Genomic DNA, 14923 nt, shown 5'->3' with positions numbered 1-14923 from the left:
ATTATGTTTATTGGCTTTCCATGATTTATCTTGCCTCCCAATCTCCTCGACGATGTGAATTATTGGCACAAATTCAGGTTAATTTTCAACAATTATCTGTGGATGTGGATGAAACGCCTTTTCTAAATGAAGCTCCCGTAGATTATGTCAGCCGTTTAGCGTTGATGAAAGCGCAGGTTGGGTTTCGGCAATCACAAGCGCATTATCCTGTTTTAGGCGCAGATACGAGTGTTATTTGCGATGGGGTAATTTTTGGTAAACCGCAAGATGCTGAGGATGCAAAACGGATGTTGTCGCAATTAGCAGGGAAAACTCATCAGGTGATGACTGGGGTCGCGTTGGTGAGTGCTAATAGTGAGCAGGTTTTAGTGAATCAAAATAGGGTGACTTTTCGTCCGTTAAGTGTTTTGGAAATTGAGCGTTATGTTGCAACAGGTGAGCCGTTAGATAAAGCAGGAAGTTATGCCGTGCAGGGGTTGGCGAGTGTATTTATTACGCAAATTGTCGGCAGTTATTCTGGCATTATGGGTTTACCATTATATGAAACGGCATTGTTGTTGGCGCAGGCACAAGTCCCAGTGTGGACAACATCTCTTTAATTTATTTTAGATTTTTGTATGATTTTTGCTTATACAAGGGGTTATTTGTTCAGTTGCTCTTTGTGATAAAAACCGCAATAGCTGGTATGGCTATTGTATATAATTGTTCTATTGCTAATTTTAAGGATTTATCTTGAATACTGATTTTCCTCGAATCAAACGCCTCCCCCCTTATGTCTTTGGCATTGTTAATGAGCTTAAGGCACAGGCACGAGCGCGGGGGGAAGATATTATCGATTTTGGGATGGGCAATCCTGATCAGCCTACGCCAAAACATATTGTCGATAAGTTGGTTGAAGCGGCTCAACGTAAAGATACGCATCGTTATTCTATGTCGCGCGGTATTCCCCGCCTGCGCCGTGCTATCGTCCGTTGGTACGCTCAACGTTATGATGTGACTTTAGACCCTGAGTCTGAGGCTATTGTCACTATCGGTTCTAAAGAGGGTTTAGCCCATTTAGCATTAGCTACTTTAGGGCCTGGGGATTCGGTGCTTGTCCCTAATCCAGCTTATCCTATTCATCCTTATGGTTTTGTCATCGCAGGGGCAGATATTCGTCATGTGCCTTTAATCCCTGGTGTGGATTTTTTTGCAGAGTTATCTCGGGCAATTGTGGATTCTTGGCCGCGCCCAAAAATGTTAGTCATTAGTTTTCCTGCTAATCCAACAACGCAGTGTGTTGAGTTAGATTTTTTTCAGAAAGTCGTGGATATTGCTCGTGAACATCAGATTTGGGTGATTCATGATTTAGCGTACGCGGATATTGTGTTTGATGGCTATACCGCGCCGTCAATTTTGCAAATTCCAGGGGCAAAGGAAGTGGCAGTCGAGTCTTTTTCGATGTCTAAAAGTTATAATATGCCTGGTTGGCGCGTTGGATTTATGTGTGGCAACCCCATTTTGATTGGGGCATTGGCTAAAATGAAGTCGTATTTGGATTATGGGACATTTACGCCGATTCAAGTTGCGGCAATCACGGCATTAGAAGAGTCTCAAGAGTGCGTTTCACAAATTCGGGATATGTATTTAGAGCGTCGTGATGTGTTGTGTGATAGCTTGAATAATATTGGTTGGAATGTCACGCATCCAAAGGGTAGCATGTTTGTCTGGGCAAAGATTCCTGAGCCTTATCAGGCAATGGGTTCTTTAGAGTTTACGAAGAAGTTAATCAGTGATGCACATGTTGCCGTGTCGCCTGGTATTGGTTTTGGCAGTTATGGGGATGATCATGTCCGTTTTGCATTGATTGAGAATCCACATCGGACACGTCAAGCAATTCGTGGTATTCGGGATATGTTCCGTAAAGACGGTTTGTTATAGCATTTAGTCCCCTTTCTTTAGTAGGGTATATATAGTAAACGTATTATAAAACGATATGGAGGACTGGCAGTCCTCGCAGGACTGCCAGTCCTAGATTTAAATCACTTTATGGTACAGTTACTATAATAAAAGAGAGGGGGAGTATTAACAATTTAAAACCTGTCTTTTATAACAGAAATCAGTGGTCGATTGTGTAGCCGTGTCTGTGTCATAAAAAGCTTGATATAATTAAATAAGGGGTCAGTTTTAAAATTGACTTCATGTATAGGCGATATGTTTTAGGAGATAAATGATGTTACTTAACCGCAATGAAACACTACTTAGTAAGGTTCAATCTGTTGTTGGTGTGAGACGTTCTGTATTACAAGCGGGTGCACGTGTTCCTGCAACGGTCATGGCGCAAGTCCTGCCTGCGGATAATCTCATGACCCCCGATCAAGGGGATAATCGTTATGAAGACCTCGATTGGATTCGTGGCAATTAATGGGATGTTTTTAATTTGTTGATTAAGCTCTGTATGTTTTAATTGATAATGGCAGGTATCAGATACAGAGCTTATTTAGTGTGTTGCTTTACTTTACCAAACAGCGCTGACTTTATATCCCTGTTTGCGCAGTTGGTAGATAATTCCTGTTTCTCCCACCAAATGCATTGAACCTACTGCAATAAAAGTAGATGTTTGTTGTATGATAGGTATTATTCTTTCCACCATACGATTATTTCGCTCATCGACTAATTTAACCATCAGGGCTTTCACCAATTCAGGCTCGTTGGTTGTTTTTTCTAAATAAATCGCTTCAAAGTCTTTCATCGCCTGCAAGGTATGTGCAATATAGAATTTATGAAGTTGTTCAAGCGTTTCATTAACAGACTCTATATGTGCAAGGCTATCTTTCAGCAGGGTAATTTGTTCAGTTAAGGGTATATTTTCAAATAAACTTAATTGCTCTTCTGCTGTTTCTAAGCCTTTAATCTTTTTACCCAGTTGTAGCGCGTATTGATAAAGCAGTAAGTCTAATATTTGTCCTGTTTTTGATTTGGGCATACTAATGGTTAGCATCACTGCCCAAGGTTTCATGCGTTTAACTACGGACTCAGGGAAGCCATGTTTTTCTAATTGTTGAATCATGGCGGGGTAGTCTTCTTTACCAATGATTTGTTCTAACGTTTGCTCGCCTTCTAAATACATGGCGGTCACACTTTTATAAAGCGTTGAGAAATTTAATTCTAGTTCAAAGACAGCAAGTTCACTTTTATCTATGGCTTGTCGAACGGTTGGGGATAATTTGGCAACTCGTGGGTCTTCTGAGTGAATCGTACCAAGTAAATAGCTGGTTTTTATCCCTTCTTTCTCAATTTTCCACAATAACCCTTTTTCTAAAGTCACTGTTGGTGCTGAAGTTTTTGCTTCACGTGCCCATGTGTGGGTGGGGACAAGGAAGAATTGACAAAGTAGTAATAGATTAATGAGGTAATAAGTAGCAGGTGCTTTCATAAGTGAGCATTAACGTATCATCGTTGCAATAACGTCTTATCGCAACTGTGTTATGTGAGGGGTTTTATAGTGATTTAATGCGATTGAATAAACCGTTGCATTTCTTTGACAGTTTCACATTCGCCTGCATGAGGGCTGGTATCTCCTTGCACAGGTGTTGGTCTATCAGGCAGATAACCTTGTGGGAAAAAAGCTAAATCAACGCGGCGATTGCGTTCACGATCTTCAGGGCAAGCATCTGATGCAACAGGACGTTGTTCACCAATTTCTTGCACATGCAATTGATGAATAGAAACTCCTTGTTTTAAAAGGTATTGTTTAACTGCTTGAGCACGTTTACTGCTTAATTGTCGGTTATAGTTTTCCTCGCCAGTATTATCAGCACGCCCAGTAATCAAAAGATTCACCGCTGGATATTGTTGTAATGTCATTGCAAGACGATTCAGTACGGGTAAATCTGTTTTACGTAATATCGCATGATTCAAGGCAAAAAAGACATTATCTTGCCATCCCCATGTAATGCCTGTCGGTGGTGGTGGATAATTATCTTCTGTCGCATAGACCGCAGAGCTTAGAAGGACACTCATGAATATCATGAGTCTGATAAACCCCCCATTGTTCATAATTACTCTTCCTTCGTTTCAGTCTCTGTCTGGGTATGGGTTGGCATTGCCATACTTGAGCCTTTTTTCTCTTTATCATGTTTAATGGCGAGTGGCTGTTTTTTATCGGTGTGGTGGACAAGGCTGCCGTTGACTTCTGCACCCATCGCCATTTCTATTAAATTATAGTAAACGTTGCCCGTCACTCGCGCATTTAAAGCAAGCTCAATATGTTCTGCTGCGTAAACATCACCAATAATAACCCCATTTAAAATAGCATTCGGTACACGTACCTCACCCTTAATTGAGCCTTGTTCACTCAAGGTTAAAATGGAGTTGGAATCATCTTTTGCGGTGATATTGCCTTTAACAGTACCATCAACGTGTAAACCGCCTGAAAACACGACATGACCATGAATTTCTGTTCCCTGTCCAATCAATGAGTCAATACGTGTGACTTTTTTCTTTTTCTTGCCCCAAAACATGCGATACATACTCCTTAACAACTGCAATAAAAAAAGGTACATCTAACGGGATTCAATGCAAAATGCTTGATTCTGATGTACAAAGGATGTGCCATAAATAGCCTATTTAAGGCAATAGCCCAACCAGTTTTAAGCCTGTGCTTTCTGGTAATCCACACATAATATTCATATTTTGCACAGCTTGCCCTGCTGCACCTTTCACCAGATTATCGATAACAGCAAGTACCACCACAACATTCCCGCCTTGTGGGCGATGAACAGCAATACGACACATATTTGCACCGCGAACACTTCTTGTTTCTGGATGAAAGCCTGCGGGTAATACATCGACAAAAGGTTCATCTTTATAACGTTGTTCAAAAATATGCTGTAAATCTAATACATTGTTTTCGTACAACGTTGCATATAACGTCGCGTGAATCCCGCGAATCATAGGTAATAAATGAGGGACAAAAGTTAATTGTACAGGCACATGTGATAAGGGATTTAAGCCCTGTACGATTTCAGGTAAATGCCGATGTCCTGCAACCCCATAGGCTTTAAAACTTTCGCCCGTTTCTCCCATTAGCATACCAACTTCGGCTTTACGTCCTGCGCCACTGACACCCGATTTTGCATCTGCAATTAAACTTTTAGGGTCAACAATGCCAGCCTCTAACAAGGGAATAAATCCTAATTGCACCGCCGTTGCATAACAACCAGGGTTTGCGACTAAACGTGCGGCGGCAATCGCGGTGCGGTTCACCTCGGGCAAGCCATACACAGCATCATTTAATAATTCAGGGCAAACATGTTTCACTTTATACCATTGTTCCCATGTTACTGGATTTTTTAAGCGAAAATCTGCGGCTAAATCGATAACACGCACCCCTGTTTTTAATAAATCAGGCACGCTTTGCATGGCAGTTCCGTTAGGCGTGGCGAAAAACACGATATCACAGTTTGCTAATTGTTCAGGATTCGGCTCGGTGAATGCTAAATCAACAAAACCGCGCAAGTTAGGAAACATATCAGCAACTTTAACGCCTGCCTCGCCACGTGAAGTAACCATTTGCACGCGCACATCAGGATGAGTTGCTAATAGCCGTAATAATTCAACCCCTGTGTAACCTGTACCACCGACAATACCAACTTTAATCATTGAAGCATCTCTTTTGCTAAAAATAATAAATAATGAAGTGTATCGCTTATATCATAACCCTATCTCAAAAATGTCTAAATTACGTCTTTTTCATCACAAATTTTTGACACAAACCCCGCAAATTATCAGTTCTCCTTCAATTTTTAAACAAATTATTTTACTGGTATAAACTTTGCTAATTCATTTGTTTAAGTGATTTAACAACCTGCTTTTTGTTGTAACATCACTGGCTTGAGTTCAATACAAAATTGTTTGATGTTTCCTCTTTATGCTAAAGACATATATTATATAGCTTTTTAAAGTGAAGCATTCTGATTCAGAATGATGCTTGACTTATCGTGCTGGCAAATTAAGAGTAGGATATATTCCTAGCAATCCTTAAATTTCCAACGTGTGGCTTGGGCATAAAAGCATTAAACTGCTGGACTGGTAGGCTTACTTTGCGGGTAATACTGCGCTTCTGACTAAAGTATGAGTAAGCTCAAGCAACTATTGTGGATTTTTAAGGCTGTCGTCAAATTACTGGATAGTTAAAATTGCGTGAACGCTGATAGGTTGTGTGAGGAGAATCAATTAAATGCCTGTCGAATTGTACAATGATGGTACACATAAATGTATTGCTTTTTATGACCTAGTGTCAGGCGAAGGCGTGCAAGCCAATCAATTTTTAATCGTTAATGGAAGTCATTCCGCCCTACTCGACCCAGGGGGGGATTTGATTTATAACGATTTATTCATGAAGTCGTATAAATATGTATTTACTAAAAATTTAGAGTACGTGATCGGTTCACATCAAGACCCCGACATTATTTCTTCTTTAAATAAATGGTTGGTTGGGAGTGAGTGTAAAGTCATTGTGCCCAGTATTTGGGAGCGATTTATCCCCCATTTTGCGCCCCCTGGTAAATCCAAAGATCGCATTATTGGCATTCCTGATCGGGGTATGGACATTTATCTTGGAAATGCCGTTTTAAAGGCGATTCCAGCCCATTTTTTACACTCTGAAGGAAATTTCCAATTTTATGATCCGCTGAGTAAAATTTTATTTTCTGGAGACTTAGGCGCGTCGTTAGTACATAACAAAGAAGACCAGCCTGTTGATGATTTTGAATCTCACATTAAATATATGAAACCCTTTCATCAACGCTATATGTCCAGCAATAAAGTATGTCGTTTCTGGGCTAATATGGTGCGGGAATTAGATATTGAGTGGATAGTGCCACAACATGGACGCTCTTTTAAAGGCAAAGAGATGATTGGGCAATTTTTGGCATGGATTGAAAATTTAGAATGTGGTGTCGATTTAATGACACAAGATAATTATAAACTGCCTTAATGCTGATTTGAACGCCATAAAAAAACCGAGTGTTGATTTAACACTCGGTTTTTTTATGTTCACCATTTAGCGTGAACCTGAGTACGGCGAGATTCTTTTAAAAAAGACAACAGCTTGAATGTTGTAGGGTGGAATAGCGAAGCGTATTCCACCTTGAAATTCTGCAAAAACTGAGCAAAAACAGATTATAAATCGTATGGTGGAATACGCTTCGCTATTCCACCCTACATTTTTTAGTTGAAAAATTCTAAAAGGTTTTCGCCACTCGCCGAGCTCAGGTTAGTTAAAGAGACAAAAAGACCTGCTAGGTTTTGAAAACCTAGCAGGTCTCTATTTTTTTAAATTTGCAGATATGGGGGAAGTTAATGCGCAGGCGTGCGTTGTTCTTCTGCCTGTCCCTCGACAGGAACTTGATAAATTTTTAAGGGTTTATGAGCTTCTCCTAAATAGCTGTAAATCGTGGGCAACACAAAAAGGGTGAAAAGTGTGCCTATCGAAAGCCCTGAAAAAATCACAATGCCAATGCTAAAGCGGGCAGCAGCGCCAGGTCCTGCGGCGTAGAGCAGGGGAATAACGCCCGAAACCATAGCGATAACAGTCATTAAAATCGGACGTAATCGAATGCGGGCAGCATGTTGAATGGCAGCAAATTTGTTTTCGTTAAAGTGTAATTGACGCTCTTTTGCGACTTCGCACATTAATATCCCGTGTTTGGTTATCAGTCCAATCAGCGTAATTAAACCAATTTGGGTGTAAATGTTTAACGTTGCTGTCCCCCATGCCATGACGAGTAACGCGCCACAGAGTGCTAAAGGTACTGAAACCATGATAACTAAGGGGTCGCGCCAGCTTTCAAATTGTATCGCTAAGACGAGGAAGATAATGGCAAGGGCGAGTGCGAAAGTGATGTATAACGAAGAGCCTTCTTGCATGTATTGGCGCGATGTGCCTTTAAAGTCGTAGGTAAAGCCAGTAGGGAGAATTTCATCCGCTTGTTTCATTAAAAAGTTTAAAGCATCGCCTAAACTGCCATTTGGCATTAAAACCGCGCTGAAGGTAATCGCGTTGGCTTGATCCATTTGTTCTAGGCTTAAAGGTTCACCGCGCACGGTAAAATCGAGTAATTCCGCCAGTGGGATTTGTTGCCCTGAACTTGCTCGCACATAATAATTACCTAGACTTTCAGGGGTTAAGCGGTCAGTACGCGCTACTTGGGGCACGACTTCGTAACTGCGTCCATCGCGGTTGATGTAGTTGACACGTCCATCACCAACAAATGTCGATAGAGTGCTGGCAATATCTGCCATGGTTACGCCATACATGCCCGCTTTATCGCGGTTAATTTGATATTTCAGCGTGGCTGTGTCGAATTTAATATCGATGTCGGTAAAGATGAATAAATGGCTGGCTTTTGCGCGTTCTTGTAGCTCTAAGGCTAATTTCAGTATGGTTTCATAATCAGCTGTGCTTTTAATGACCATTTGCACGGGTAGTCCTCCTCCACCGCCTGGTAAAGCGGGCAAGGGAAAGGCTGCCATTTTAACGCCTGCAATGTCTTCTACGGTTTTAGTAAATAATTCCGTCATCTGTTTTTCAGTATGGGTTCGATTTTGCCAAGGTTCACTGAGCATCACGGTCAGTCCTGCATTAGATTTTGGCATCCCTGCTAAACTCAATACATTGCGTATTCCTTCGGTTTGTTTCGCGCGTTCTCCAATTTCATTAAGGTTCGTATCAATAAAGTCGACGTTCGCGCCACTGGGCGCAGTTGCCATGCCTAAAAACGCGCCTTTTTCTTCAGTGGGGGCGAGTTCTGATGGAATCATCGGGAAGAGCATGACGAGTGAACCCATCACGATGATAGCGAATAGTAGTACGGCAGGGCGATGGGTTAACGTTGCATCTAACATGCGTCCATAGCCACGTTCTACGCTTGCCATGATGGCTTGTACACCTTGTTCAAAACGGCTGGCGTGTTGTCCGTGTTTTAGAATCAGGGAACACATGGCGGGGGAAAGGCTTAAGGCAACCATGCCCGAGACGATGACCGCGCCCGCAAGGGTGAGGGCAAATTCTTTAAAGAGTGTGCCTGTTACCCCTTCTAATAATGCAATGGGGGAATAAACAGCGGCGAGGGTGATTGTCATGCTGATAACGGGCATCGCAATTTCTCGTGTGCCGACAATGGCAGCATCAAAGGGCGATTTGCCTTGTTGTAAATGGCGTTCTACGTTTTCAACAACGACAATTGCATCATCAACAACAAGTCCAATTGCCAAGACCATCGCCAATAAGGTGAGCAAATTCAGGGAAAAGCCGAGAAATTGCATGGCTAAACAGACCCCAATCAGTGAAAAGGGAATGGTGACGATGGGAATCAGCATGGCGCGAAATGAGCCCATGAAGAGGAATATCACGATAACGACAATTAAACTCGCTTCAGCAATGGTGTGTAACACTTCATTAATCGATGCGCGAATATATTCGCTGGCATCGTAACTAATCTCCATTTCTATCCCACTGGCAAGATTACGCTGAATGGTTTTTAACTGTTCGGTGACTAATTGCGCAACATCTAACGGGTTTGCCGTTGGTGTTGGTTCGATAGCAATAACAACGGCGTTAATGCCGCTCATCCGTGCTTTCACAGTTTCCCGCACAGCCGCTAATTCCACTTTAGCAATATCTTGTAAACGGATAATGCCTTCAGGTCGTTTAGCAATCACCATTTGTTCAAATTCTTCTACCCCTTTTAAATCGGTATTAACTTGAATGATGTATTGATAATAACGGCTTTTCACCTGCCCAGGTGCGGCACGGTAGTTATTATTGCTTAATACCGCATTGACTTCGTTAGCGGTTAAGTTGTGCATCGCCATAGCTTTAGGGTCTAACCAGATACGCACCGATAGTGAGGGAGAAAGAACGCTAGCACTAGAAACCCCCTGAACAGACAGTAATTGATTTTGTACGTTACGTTTTAAATAGTCACCAATTTGAGCCGTTGACAAAGTTTTACTGAAAAAACTTAGATACATCAATGCAGTGGTTGAGCCGACTTCACTGGTAATGGTGGGATTTTCAGCTTCAGGCGGTAATTGAGAATTAACGCTATTCACCTTCGCCATGATTTCCGCGAGTGCTGCATTAGGGTCTGTGCCGACTTTCATGTGTGCAGTAATCGTACTACTACTCAATTGGCTACTGGATTCTAAGTAGTCGATGTTATCTGCTTCGGTAATGGCTTGTTGCAAGGGTTGGGTGATAAAGCCTTGTATGACATCAGCCGATGCACCGTAATAACTGGTTGATACGATAATATTCGTATTGGTCATTTCGGGATATTCCCGAATTTGTAGCTTGAAAATCGCTTGTAAGCCGAGAATTAAGACTAAAAAGCTCAAAGCGATAGCCATAACAGGGCGTTGTATAAAATTGTCGGTAAAAGTCATGATGGATTAATCAATAGGAATCGGTTGGTCATGTTTAATAAAGTCATTTTTCACAATTTTAACTTTTGCGTGATTGTCTAAACGCACTTGCCCTGAAGTCACGAGCATATCACCTGCTTGTAAGCCTGACAGAATGACGGCATCATCGCCACGGCGTTCTCCAACGCTAACACTTTGTTGTTTAACCCGTAATACTGGTTTTTTTGCCCCCGTTTTATCAGGTTCTTCCAATTTCTGCACGATATAAACCATTTCACCGTATAACGTGAAGTTAATCGCCATTTGTGGCACAACGATGGTATTTGCTTGTTCGGTTTGCCAAATGGTGATTGTCGCGTACATGCCACTGCGTAATTTTTGCGCGGGGTTGGGGAGACGGGCTTGTAGTTGAATAATCCCGCTGTCTTTATCGACGGAGGGTTCTATCGCGCTCAGTGTGCCTGTAAATGATTGATTAGAGTAAACATCTGTATGTAATTCAATGGGCATTCCGATACTGACATGAGGCAGATATTTTTGTGGAATGATAAAACGCACACGCATTTCATCATTACTTTCTAAATAGGCTAAAACGCTACTAGGTTGTAAATATTGCCCTTTCTGGACTTTCCGAATGCCCATTTGTCCTGAAAACGGGGCTTTAACTTCTAAACGGTCGACTTTCGCTTGTAAACTAGCCACCTCAGCCAATGTGGCTTTATAGGCAAACTCTAGCTTTTCCACTTCATCAGCGGAAATTAAATTGCGTTGATAGACTTTCTGGTTACGTGTCCAAGTATTTTTTGCTTCGGCTAAACGAGCTTGTGCAGCGGCTAAATCAGCACGTTCGACATTAGATTCTAAAGAAACTAACACTTGACCTTGTGTCACACGGTCGCCTGATTCAAAACGAACCATTTCCACCATACCTGCCACTGAGGTTGTGACATCAACCCCTTCAGACGGTTCAATATAACCAATCGATTGGATAGCAGGTCGCCATGTGCGCGAAGTCACGTCGATAACCTCAACAGGTAATTCAGGTTCGGGCATATTCGACATAACTTCAGCAATCATTTGATTTTTAAAATTATTAAACCAAAAAATACTGCCAAATAGTAAGAGAGAAATAACGATAACGGCAAAAAACCAACGTATCATGAGGATTGTCCTTCAGAAGAATGCGGATTTAAAACGAGTGCGTCCCAACAGGCTTGGACAAAAAGTGTCCGTTGTTCAGGGGTTAAGCCTTGTAAATTGCCTTTACGAATATGAAAGTACCACTCGAGCGGCCCTAGCCCCAGACTGAGCAATACATCAACGGGCAAGGGTTTAAAGATGCCTTGTTCTAAGCCTTGTAAACCAAATGTGATAACGGGTAAAAAGGTTTTATCAAGAAATTCAATATCATCTGCTGGTTTATTCGGTACCATGTCTAAAATGGCTTTAATTAAAAAACGGTCAGGATAGGCTTCGTTACAATCGATAATGTTGTTAATTAAAATCTCGAGTTGCTGACGTAAGGGCAAATTGTTATCTAAGTCTTTACAAATATAATGAGCAACTTGTTGAACAGATTCATAATGTAGTTCATTAATCAAAGTCTCTTTATCTTTAAAATAACGATAAATTGTCCCCATCGGTACACCTGAGGCTTTGACTATCATGCTCATGCTTGTACCATGCAAGCCATTGCGTACAATGAGTTTATGGGTTGCATCTAAAATACGACGACGTTTATCATCGCAAGGTTTATCATTCATGTTTATCCTATATTGGAGTGAGCGTTCACTCTATTCTAGGTAGAAAAAAACGAAATGACAAATTTTGTCGATTCGACAATTTATGGCATAGTAAATACCTTAAACCAGTGTATTTTTAGGGAATGTGAGGGGGTAAAAAAATGGGCAATTTAAAAATAGGCGAACAACTGCTTGATGTGGATTTAATTATCTTTGATAAAGATGGAACGCTTATCGACTTTTTTTATTTATGGGGACAAAAAGCCCGCCAGAGTATTGAAACATTAGTACAACAAGTTCAAGGCGATGCCTTACTGTTAGCGACTGTTTGCACACGCTTAGGCTGTGATTTAAAGACAGACAATGTCGTCAGTGATAGCGATATGGCTTGTGCATCTTTGGAAATGGTGCAAAAAACAGCAGTGCAAGTGTTGCAAGAATGGGGCTTGTCTTGGGAAGCGGCGGAGACTGCTGTACAAACCCATTTCACGCCTATTTTAATGGCGTTACCAACAGCTGAGATGATTCGCCCAATTGGTGCATTAAGCGATTTTCTCGCACAGTGTCAGCAAGCCGCTATTAAAGTAGGGATTGTCACCAGCGATTATCGAGCGGGCACAGTTTACGCGCTGGATGTGTTAAATATTCAAAACTATATCGATGTTTTAGTTTGTGGCGATGATGCGTTAGAGAATAAACCATCGCCCGCGCCTGTTTGGTATATTGCTGAGCAATGCCAAGTTGAGCCACAAAAAATCCTTGTTGTGGGTGATAGTCGTAGCGATTTGACGATGGGAAAAAATGCAGGGGTTGGCTACTGTGTAGGCGTTTTGACAGGTGCAGGGACTCACGCTTCATTGCAACCTGTCGCGGATATGATTATTGATTCTATTGCAGAAATGCAGGTTATTTTTTCAGGTTCTGACGTGGTGGCAATCGCGGATTAGTGGGAGCTGGCGATTCTTCAATCGGCTTTCGTCGCCCAAAAAAGCTACTTAAAAACAAGCCTAATCCACCTATCATTAAGCCTAAAATCATCATTAAATCAAAGGCTGACATCGGTACTAAAACCATATTAATGCTATTGATAACCCCTGCAATAATTAAGATGATGCTAATAATCACTAACCACCAACCAATATCATTATCAGGATTATAAAAAATCATCCCAATTCCAAAAATAAAGGGAATCAATACTAATCCTGTGTTGAGACGCATACCGCCGACGTAATAGCTATAAACAAAGCTGAAACCGACATGAATATTTTTTAAAAATAAATATCCACCCATGATGAGCATAATCAGCCCAATAAAGAAACGTCCAAAGCTAAATTCTCGCTGCATGTCGATTTCCTCTATTTAGGGATATTTTCTATAAAAAACCCCGTTGTTTTTAGCATACAACGGGGGTTTTTATACTTATGCCATCGCAATATAATCGCGTAAATGCTTCGCTTCGACAGAGGTTTCTTTTAACTTAATTTTCACTAAATCGCCTAATGACACCATGCCCACGATTTTGCCACTATCCACAATTGGAATGTGTCGGAATTTTTTCTCCGTCATAATGGTCAATGCCTCATCAATTGGCGTGTCAAATGTGCCGATAATTAAGTCCTTTGTCATGACATCAGTCACTAATACAGTATCCAATTCTGTAGAGCGGGTTGCGCAAAATCGAAGCACATCACGTTCTGTAACAATGCCAATGGGCAAACCCGCATTAGACACAATCAACACAGCCCCGACATAGTGCTCACACATTTTTTTTGTGGCAGCTAACATCGTTGCCGTTTCTACAATAGAAACGACTTCACACATACCTTTTTGGTCCAAAATTCGTTTTAGTGTCATTATTTTGCTCCTGTATGGATGACAAAATCATCTCTTAATCATGAGATGAGCGTAATTTGTGCGTTTTATTCTACTTATACAGTGATATTAACTAACGACTCATTGTCGTCAATTTAGGTTTTTCAAGCAAGCTATTAATAAACTCAATCATTAGAACGAGCGTTATTTCTCGTGCTTGTTGATGTGGAACATGCCCACAAGCGGGAATGATTTCCGCCCGTACAGCTCCCCGCACTTGTTTTGCAATGCCTTCTACTTGTAAGTGTGTACCATATTCATCATTTTCGCCCTGAATAATCAGGGCTGGGGCAGTGATATGGGGTAAACAGTCTTCAATATTCCAATGCACAAATGCAGGTGATAACCATGTATCTGCCCAATTTTTAAACATACTTTCGGTTTTATCCCCATGATAACGGGCGAGCTTCTGGGAAAGACCGCTAATCGTATATAACTTTTTTGCTTGTCGCACGCCTGCAATCGTTACTGTTTCCGCAAAAATATGTGCTGCTTCGGTAATAATACCAACAGTTATATGAGGAAAACGTGCGGCAAACAGTAACGCAATCGAACCGCCATCGCTGTGCCCTATCAAAATAGCCTGATGAATGCCACACGCGCTCAAAATTTCAGGTAAATAAATTTCAGCTTCATCATGTAAATAGCCAATATGTCGCGCTTTGGGGATGGGGTCGGATTGACCAAAGCCAAAACGGTCATAAATCAGGGCAGGACAGCCTGTTGCTTCACAAACGGCTTGCGGAAAATCGCGCCACTGCTGAATACTGCCCAGTGCCTCATGTAAAAAGACTAAGGTAGGGCGAGAAGAATCATCATTGTTAGGCTTTAAATATTCTGCGTGAATATAACGCCCATCTAAGGTAATGGGGATGATTTCAGTGTGAATTGTCATTTTA

At 41.5% G+C, this 14923-nt stretch carries 15 protein-coding genes; 5 read left to right on the top strand and 10 right to left on the bottom strand.

Translation table 11 applies throughout. The features are described 5' to 3' along the window. Window positions 1-20 precede the first annotated feature (20 nt). The 3 genes from BEGALDRAFT_RS06470 (at window position 21) to BEGALDRAFT_RS06460 (ending at window position 2404) form a co-directional block, all read left to right on the top strand. Entirely contained in the window at window positions 21-599 is a 579-nt protein-coding gene (locus BEGALDRAFT_RS06470; RefSeq protein WP_002684943.1) for a Maf family protein, read from the top strand. A gap of 133 nt (window positions 600-732) precedes the next feature. Next, window positions 733-1920, top strand: a complete 1188-nt coding sequence (alaC, locus tag BEGALDRAFT_RS06465) for an alanine transaminase (RefSeq protein WP_002684936.1) — start codon at window positions 733-735, stop codon at window positions 1918-1920. Window positions 1921-2209: 289 nt separating this feature from the next. Further along, the gene (locus tag BEGALDRAFT_RS06460; protein ID WP_157237558.1) at window positions 2210-2404 is read left to right on the top strand and encodes a hypothetical protein; all 195 of its coding nucleotides are present in this window, start codon (window positions 2210-2212) and stop codon (window positions 2402-2404) included. A gap of 93 nt (window positions 2405-2497) precedes the next feature. On the opposite strand, the gene BEGALDRAFT_RS06455 is transcribed toward BEGALDRAFT_RS06460, so the two are convergent. The 4 genes from BEGALDRAFT_RS06455 to argC form a co-directional block, all read right to left on the bottom strand. Continuing rightward, complete coding sequence (locus BEGALDRAFT_RS06455; RefSeq protein WP_002684932.1) at window positions 2498-3415, bottom strand: TraB/GumN family protein; 918 nt, start codon at window positions 3413-3415, stop codon at window positions 2498-2500. A gap of 74 nt (window positions 3416-3489) precedes the next feature. Beyond that, on the bottom strand, window positions 3490-4002 hold the full coding sequence (locus BEGALDRAFT_RS18025; RefSeq protein ID WP_157237557.1) for an OmpA family protein: 513 nt from the start codon (window positions 4000-4002) through the stop codon (window positions 3490-3492). 38 nt (window positions 4003-4040) lie between these two features. After that, window positions 4041-4502, bottom strand: coding sequence for a bactofilin family protein (locus BEGALDRAFT_RS06445; protein WP_002684928.1), 462 nt, complete (start codon window positions 4500-4502; stop codon window positions 4041-4043). Between the two features lie 106 nt (window positions 4503-4608). Then, a complete protein-coding gene (gene argC, locus BEGALDRAFT_RS06440; RefSeq protein ID WP_002684927.1) occupies window positions 4609-5643 on the bottom strand; it encodes an N-acetyl-gamma-glutamyl-phosphate reductase in 1035 nt (344 codons plus the stop codon). 577 nt (window positions 5644-6220) lie between these two features. Between argC and BEGALDRAFT_RS06435 the strand changes: the two genes are divergently transcribed. Beyond that, window positions 6221-6979, top strand: a complete 759-nt coding sequence (locus tag BEGALDRAFT_RS06435) for an oxygen-binding di-iron domain-containing protein (RefSeq protein WP_002684925.1) — start codon at window positions 6221-6223, stop codon at window positions 6977-6979. Between the two features lie 362 nt (window positions 6980-7341). Here the strand turns inward: BEGALDRAFT_RS06435 and BEGALDRAFT_RS06430 are convergent, their stop codons facing one another. The 3 genes from BEGALDRAFT_RS06430 to BEGALDRAFT_RS18020 are packed head-to-tail and all read right to left on the bottom strand — an operon-like array spanning window position 7342 to window position 12173. Next, the gene (locus BEGALDRAFT_RS06430; protein WP_002684921.1) at window positions 7342-10431 is read right to left on the bottom strand and encodes an efflux RND transporter permease subunit; all 3090 of its coding nucleotides are present in this window, start codon (window positions 10429-10431) and stop codon (window positions 7342-7344) included. Window positions 10432-10437: 6 nt separating this feature from the next. Next, complete coding sequence (locus BEGALDRAFT_RS06425; RefSeq protein ID WP_002684919.1) at window positions 10438-11571, bottom strand: efflux RND transporter periplasmic adaptor subunit; 1134 nt, start codon at window positions 11569-11571, stop codon at window positions 10438-10440. Continuing rightward, the gene (locus tag BEGALDRAFT_RS18020) at window positions 11568-12173 is read right to left on the bottom strand and encodes a TetR/AcrR family transcriptional regulator (protein ID WP_002684917.1); all 606 of its coding nucleotides are present in this window, start codon (window positions 12171-12173) and stop codon (window positions 11568-11570) included. Before BEGALDRAFT_RS18020 ends, BEGALDRAFT_RS06425 begins: the two co-directional genes overlap by 4 nt. A gap of 140 nt (window positions 12174-12313) precedes the next feature. Between BEGALDRAFT_RS18020 and BEGALDRAFT_RS06415 the strand changes: the two genes are divergently transcribed. Next, the gene (locus BEGALDRAFT_RS06415; RefSeq protein ID WP_002684915.1) at window positions 12314-13099 is read left to right on the top strand and encodes an HAD family hydrolase; all 786 of its coding nucleotides are present in this window, start codon (window positions 12314-12316) and stop codon (window positions 13097-13099) included. On the opposite strand, the gene BEGALDRAFT_RS06410 is transcribed toward BEGALDRAFT_RS06415, so the two are convergent. The 3 genes from BEGALDRAFT_RS06410 to BEGALDRAFT_RS06400 form a co-directional block, all read right to left on the bottom strand. Continuing rightward, a complete protein-coding gene (locus BEGALDRAFT_RS06410; RefSeq protein WP_002684913.1) occupies window positions 13059-13496 on the bottom strand; it encodes a hypothetical protein in 438 nt (145 codons plus the stop codon). The genes BEGALDRAFT_RS06415 and BEGALDRAFT_RS06410 overlap by 41 nt on opposite strands. A 75-nt stretch (window positions 13497-13571) precedes the next feature. After that, the gene (locus BEGALDRAFT_RS06405; RefSeq protein WP_002684910.1) at window positions 13572-14006 is read right to left on the bottom strand and encodes a CBS domain-containing protein; all 435 of its coding nucleotides are present in this window, start codon (window positions 14004-14006) and stop codon (window positions 13572-13574) included. 91 nt (window positions 14007-14097) lie between these two features. Then, a complete protein-coding gene (locus tag BEGALDRAFT_RS06400) occupies window positions 14098-14919 on the bottom strand; it encodes an alpha/beta fold hydrolase (RefSeq protein ID WP_002684908.1) in 822 nt (273 codons plus the stop codon). Window positions 14920-14923 lie beyond the last annotated feature (4 nt).

Origin of the sequence: Beggiatoa alba B18LD, assembly GCF_000245015.1 — a bacterium.
In the GTDB taxonomy this organism is placed as follows: domain Bacteria; phylum Pseudomonadota; class Gammaproteobacteria; order Beggiatoales; family Beggiatoaceae; genus Beggiatoa; species Beggiatoa alba.
The sequence above is the reverse complement of the archived record's forward strand: the minus strand, read 5'-3'. Positions and strand labels throughout refer to the sequence as shown.

Coding starts and splice junctions, on each gene's coding strand:
- BEGALDRAFT_RS18020 (WP_002684917.1), bottom strand. CDS start 12,173: ATGAATGATAAACCTTGCGATGATAAACGTCGTCGTATTTTAGATGCA.
- BEGALDRAFT_RS06430 (WP_002684921.1), bottom strand. CDS start 10,431: ATGACTTTTACCGACAATTTTATACAACGCCCTGTTATGGCTATCGCT.
- BEGALDRAFT_RS18025 (WP_157237557.1), bottom strand. CDS start 4,002: ATGAGTGTCCTTCTAAGCTCTGCGGTCTATGCGACAGAAGATAATTAT.
- BEGALDRAFT_RS06445 (WP_002684928.1), bottom strand. CDS start 4,502: ATGTTTTGGGGCAAGAAAAAGAAAAAAGTCACACGTATTGACTCATTG.
- BEGALDRAFT_RS06435 (WP_002684925.1), top strand. CDS start 6,221: ATGCCTGTCGAATTGTACAATGATGGTACACATAAATGTATTGCTTTT.
- BEGALDRAFT_RS06425 (WP_002684919.1), bottom strand. CDS start 11,571: ATGATACGTTGGTTTTTTGCCGTTATCGTTATTTCTCTCTTACTATTT.
- BEGALDRAFT_RS06410 (WP_002684913.1), bottom strand. CDS start 13,496: ATGCAGCGAGAATTTAGCTTTGGACGTTTCTTTATTGGGCTGATTATG.
- argC (WP_002684927.1), bottom strand. CDS start 5,643: ATGATTAAAGTTGGTATTGTCGGTGGTACAGGTTACACAGGGGTTGAA.
- BEGALDRAFT_RS06470 (WP_002684943.1), top strand. CDS start 21: ATGATTTATCTTGCCTCCCAATCTCCTCGACGATGTGAATTATTGGCA.
- BEGALDRAFT_RS06460 (WP_157237558.1), top strand. CDS start 2,210: ATGATGTTACTTAACCGCAATGAAACACTACTTAGTAAGGTTCAATCT.
- BEGALDRAFT_RS06415 (WP_002684915.1), top strand. CDS start 12,314: ATGGGCAATTTAAAAATAGGCGAACAACTGCTTGATGTGGATTTAATT.
- BEGALDRAFT_RS06400 (WP_002684908.1), bottom strand. CDS start 14,919: ATGACAATTCACACTGAAATCATCCCCATTACCTTAGATGGGCGTTAT.
- BEGALDRAFT_RS06405 (WP_002684910.1), bottom strand. CDS start 14,006: ATGACACTAAAACGAATTTTGGACCAAAAAGGTATGTGTGAAGTCGTT.
- BEGALDRAFT_RS06455 (WP_002684932.1), bottom strand. CDS start 3,415: ATGAAAGCACCTGCTACTTATTACCTCATTAATCTATTACTACTTTGT.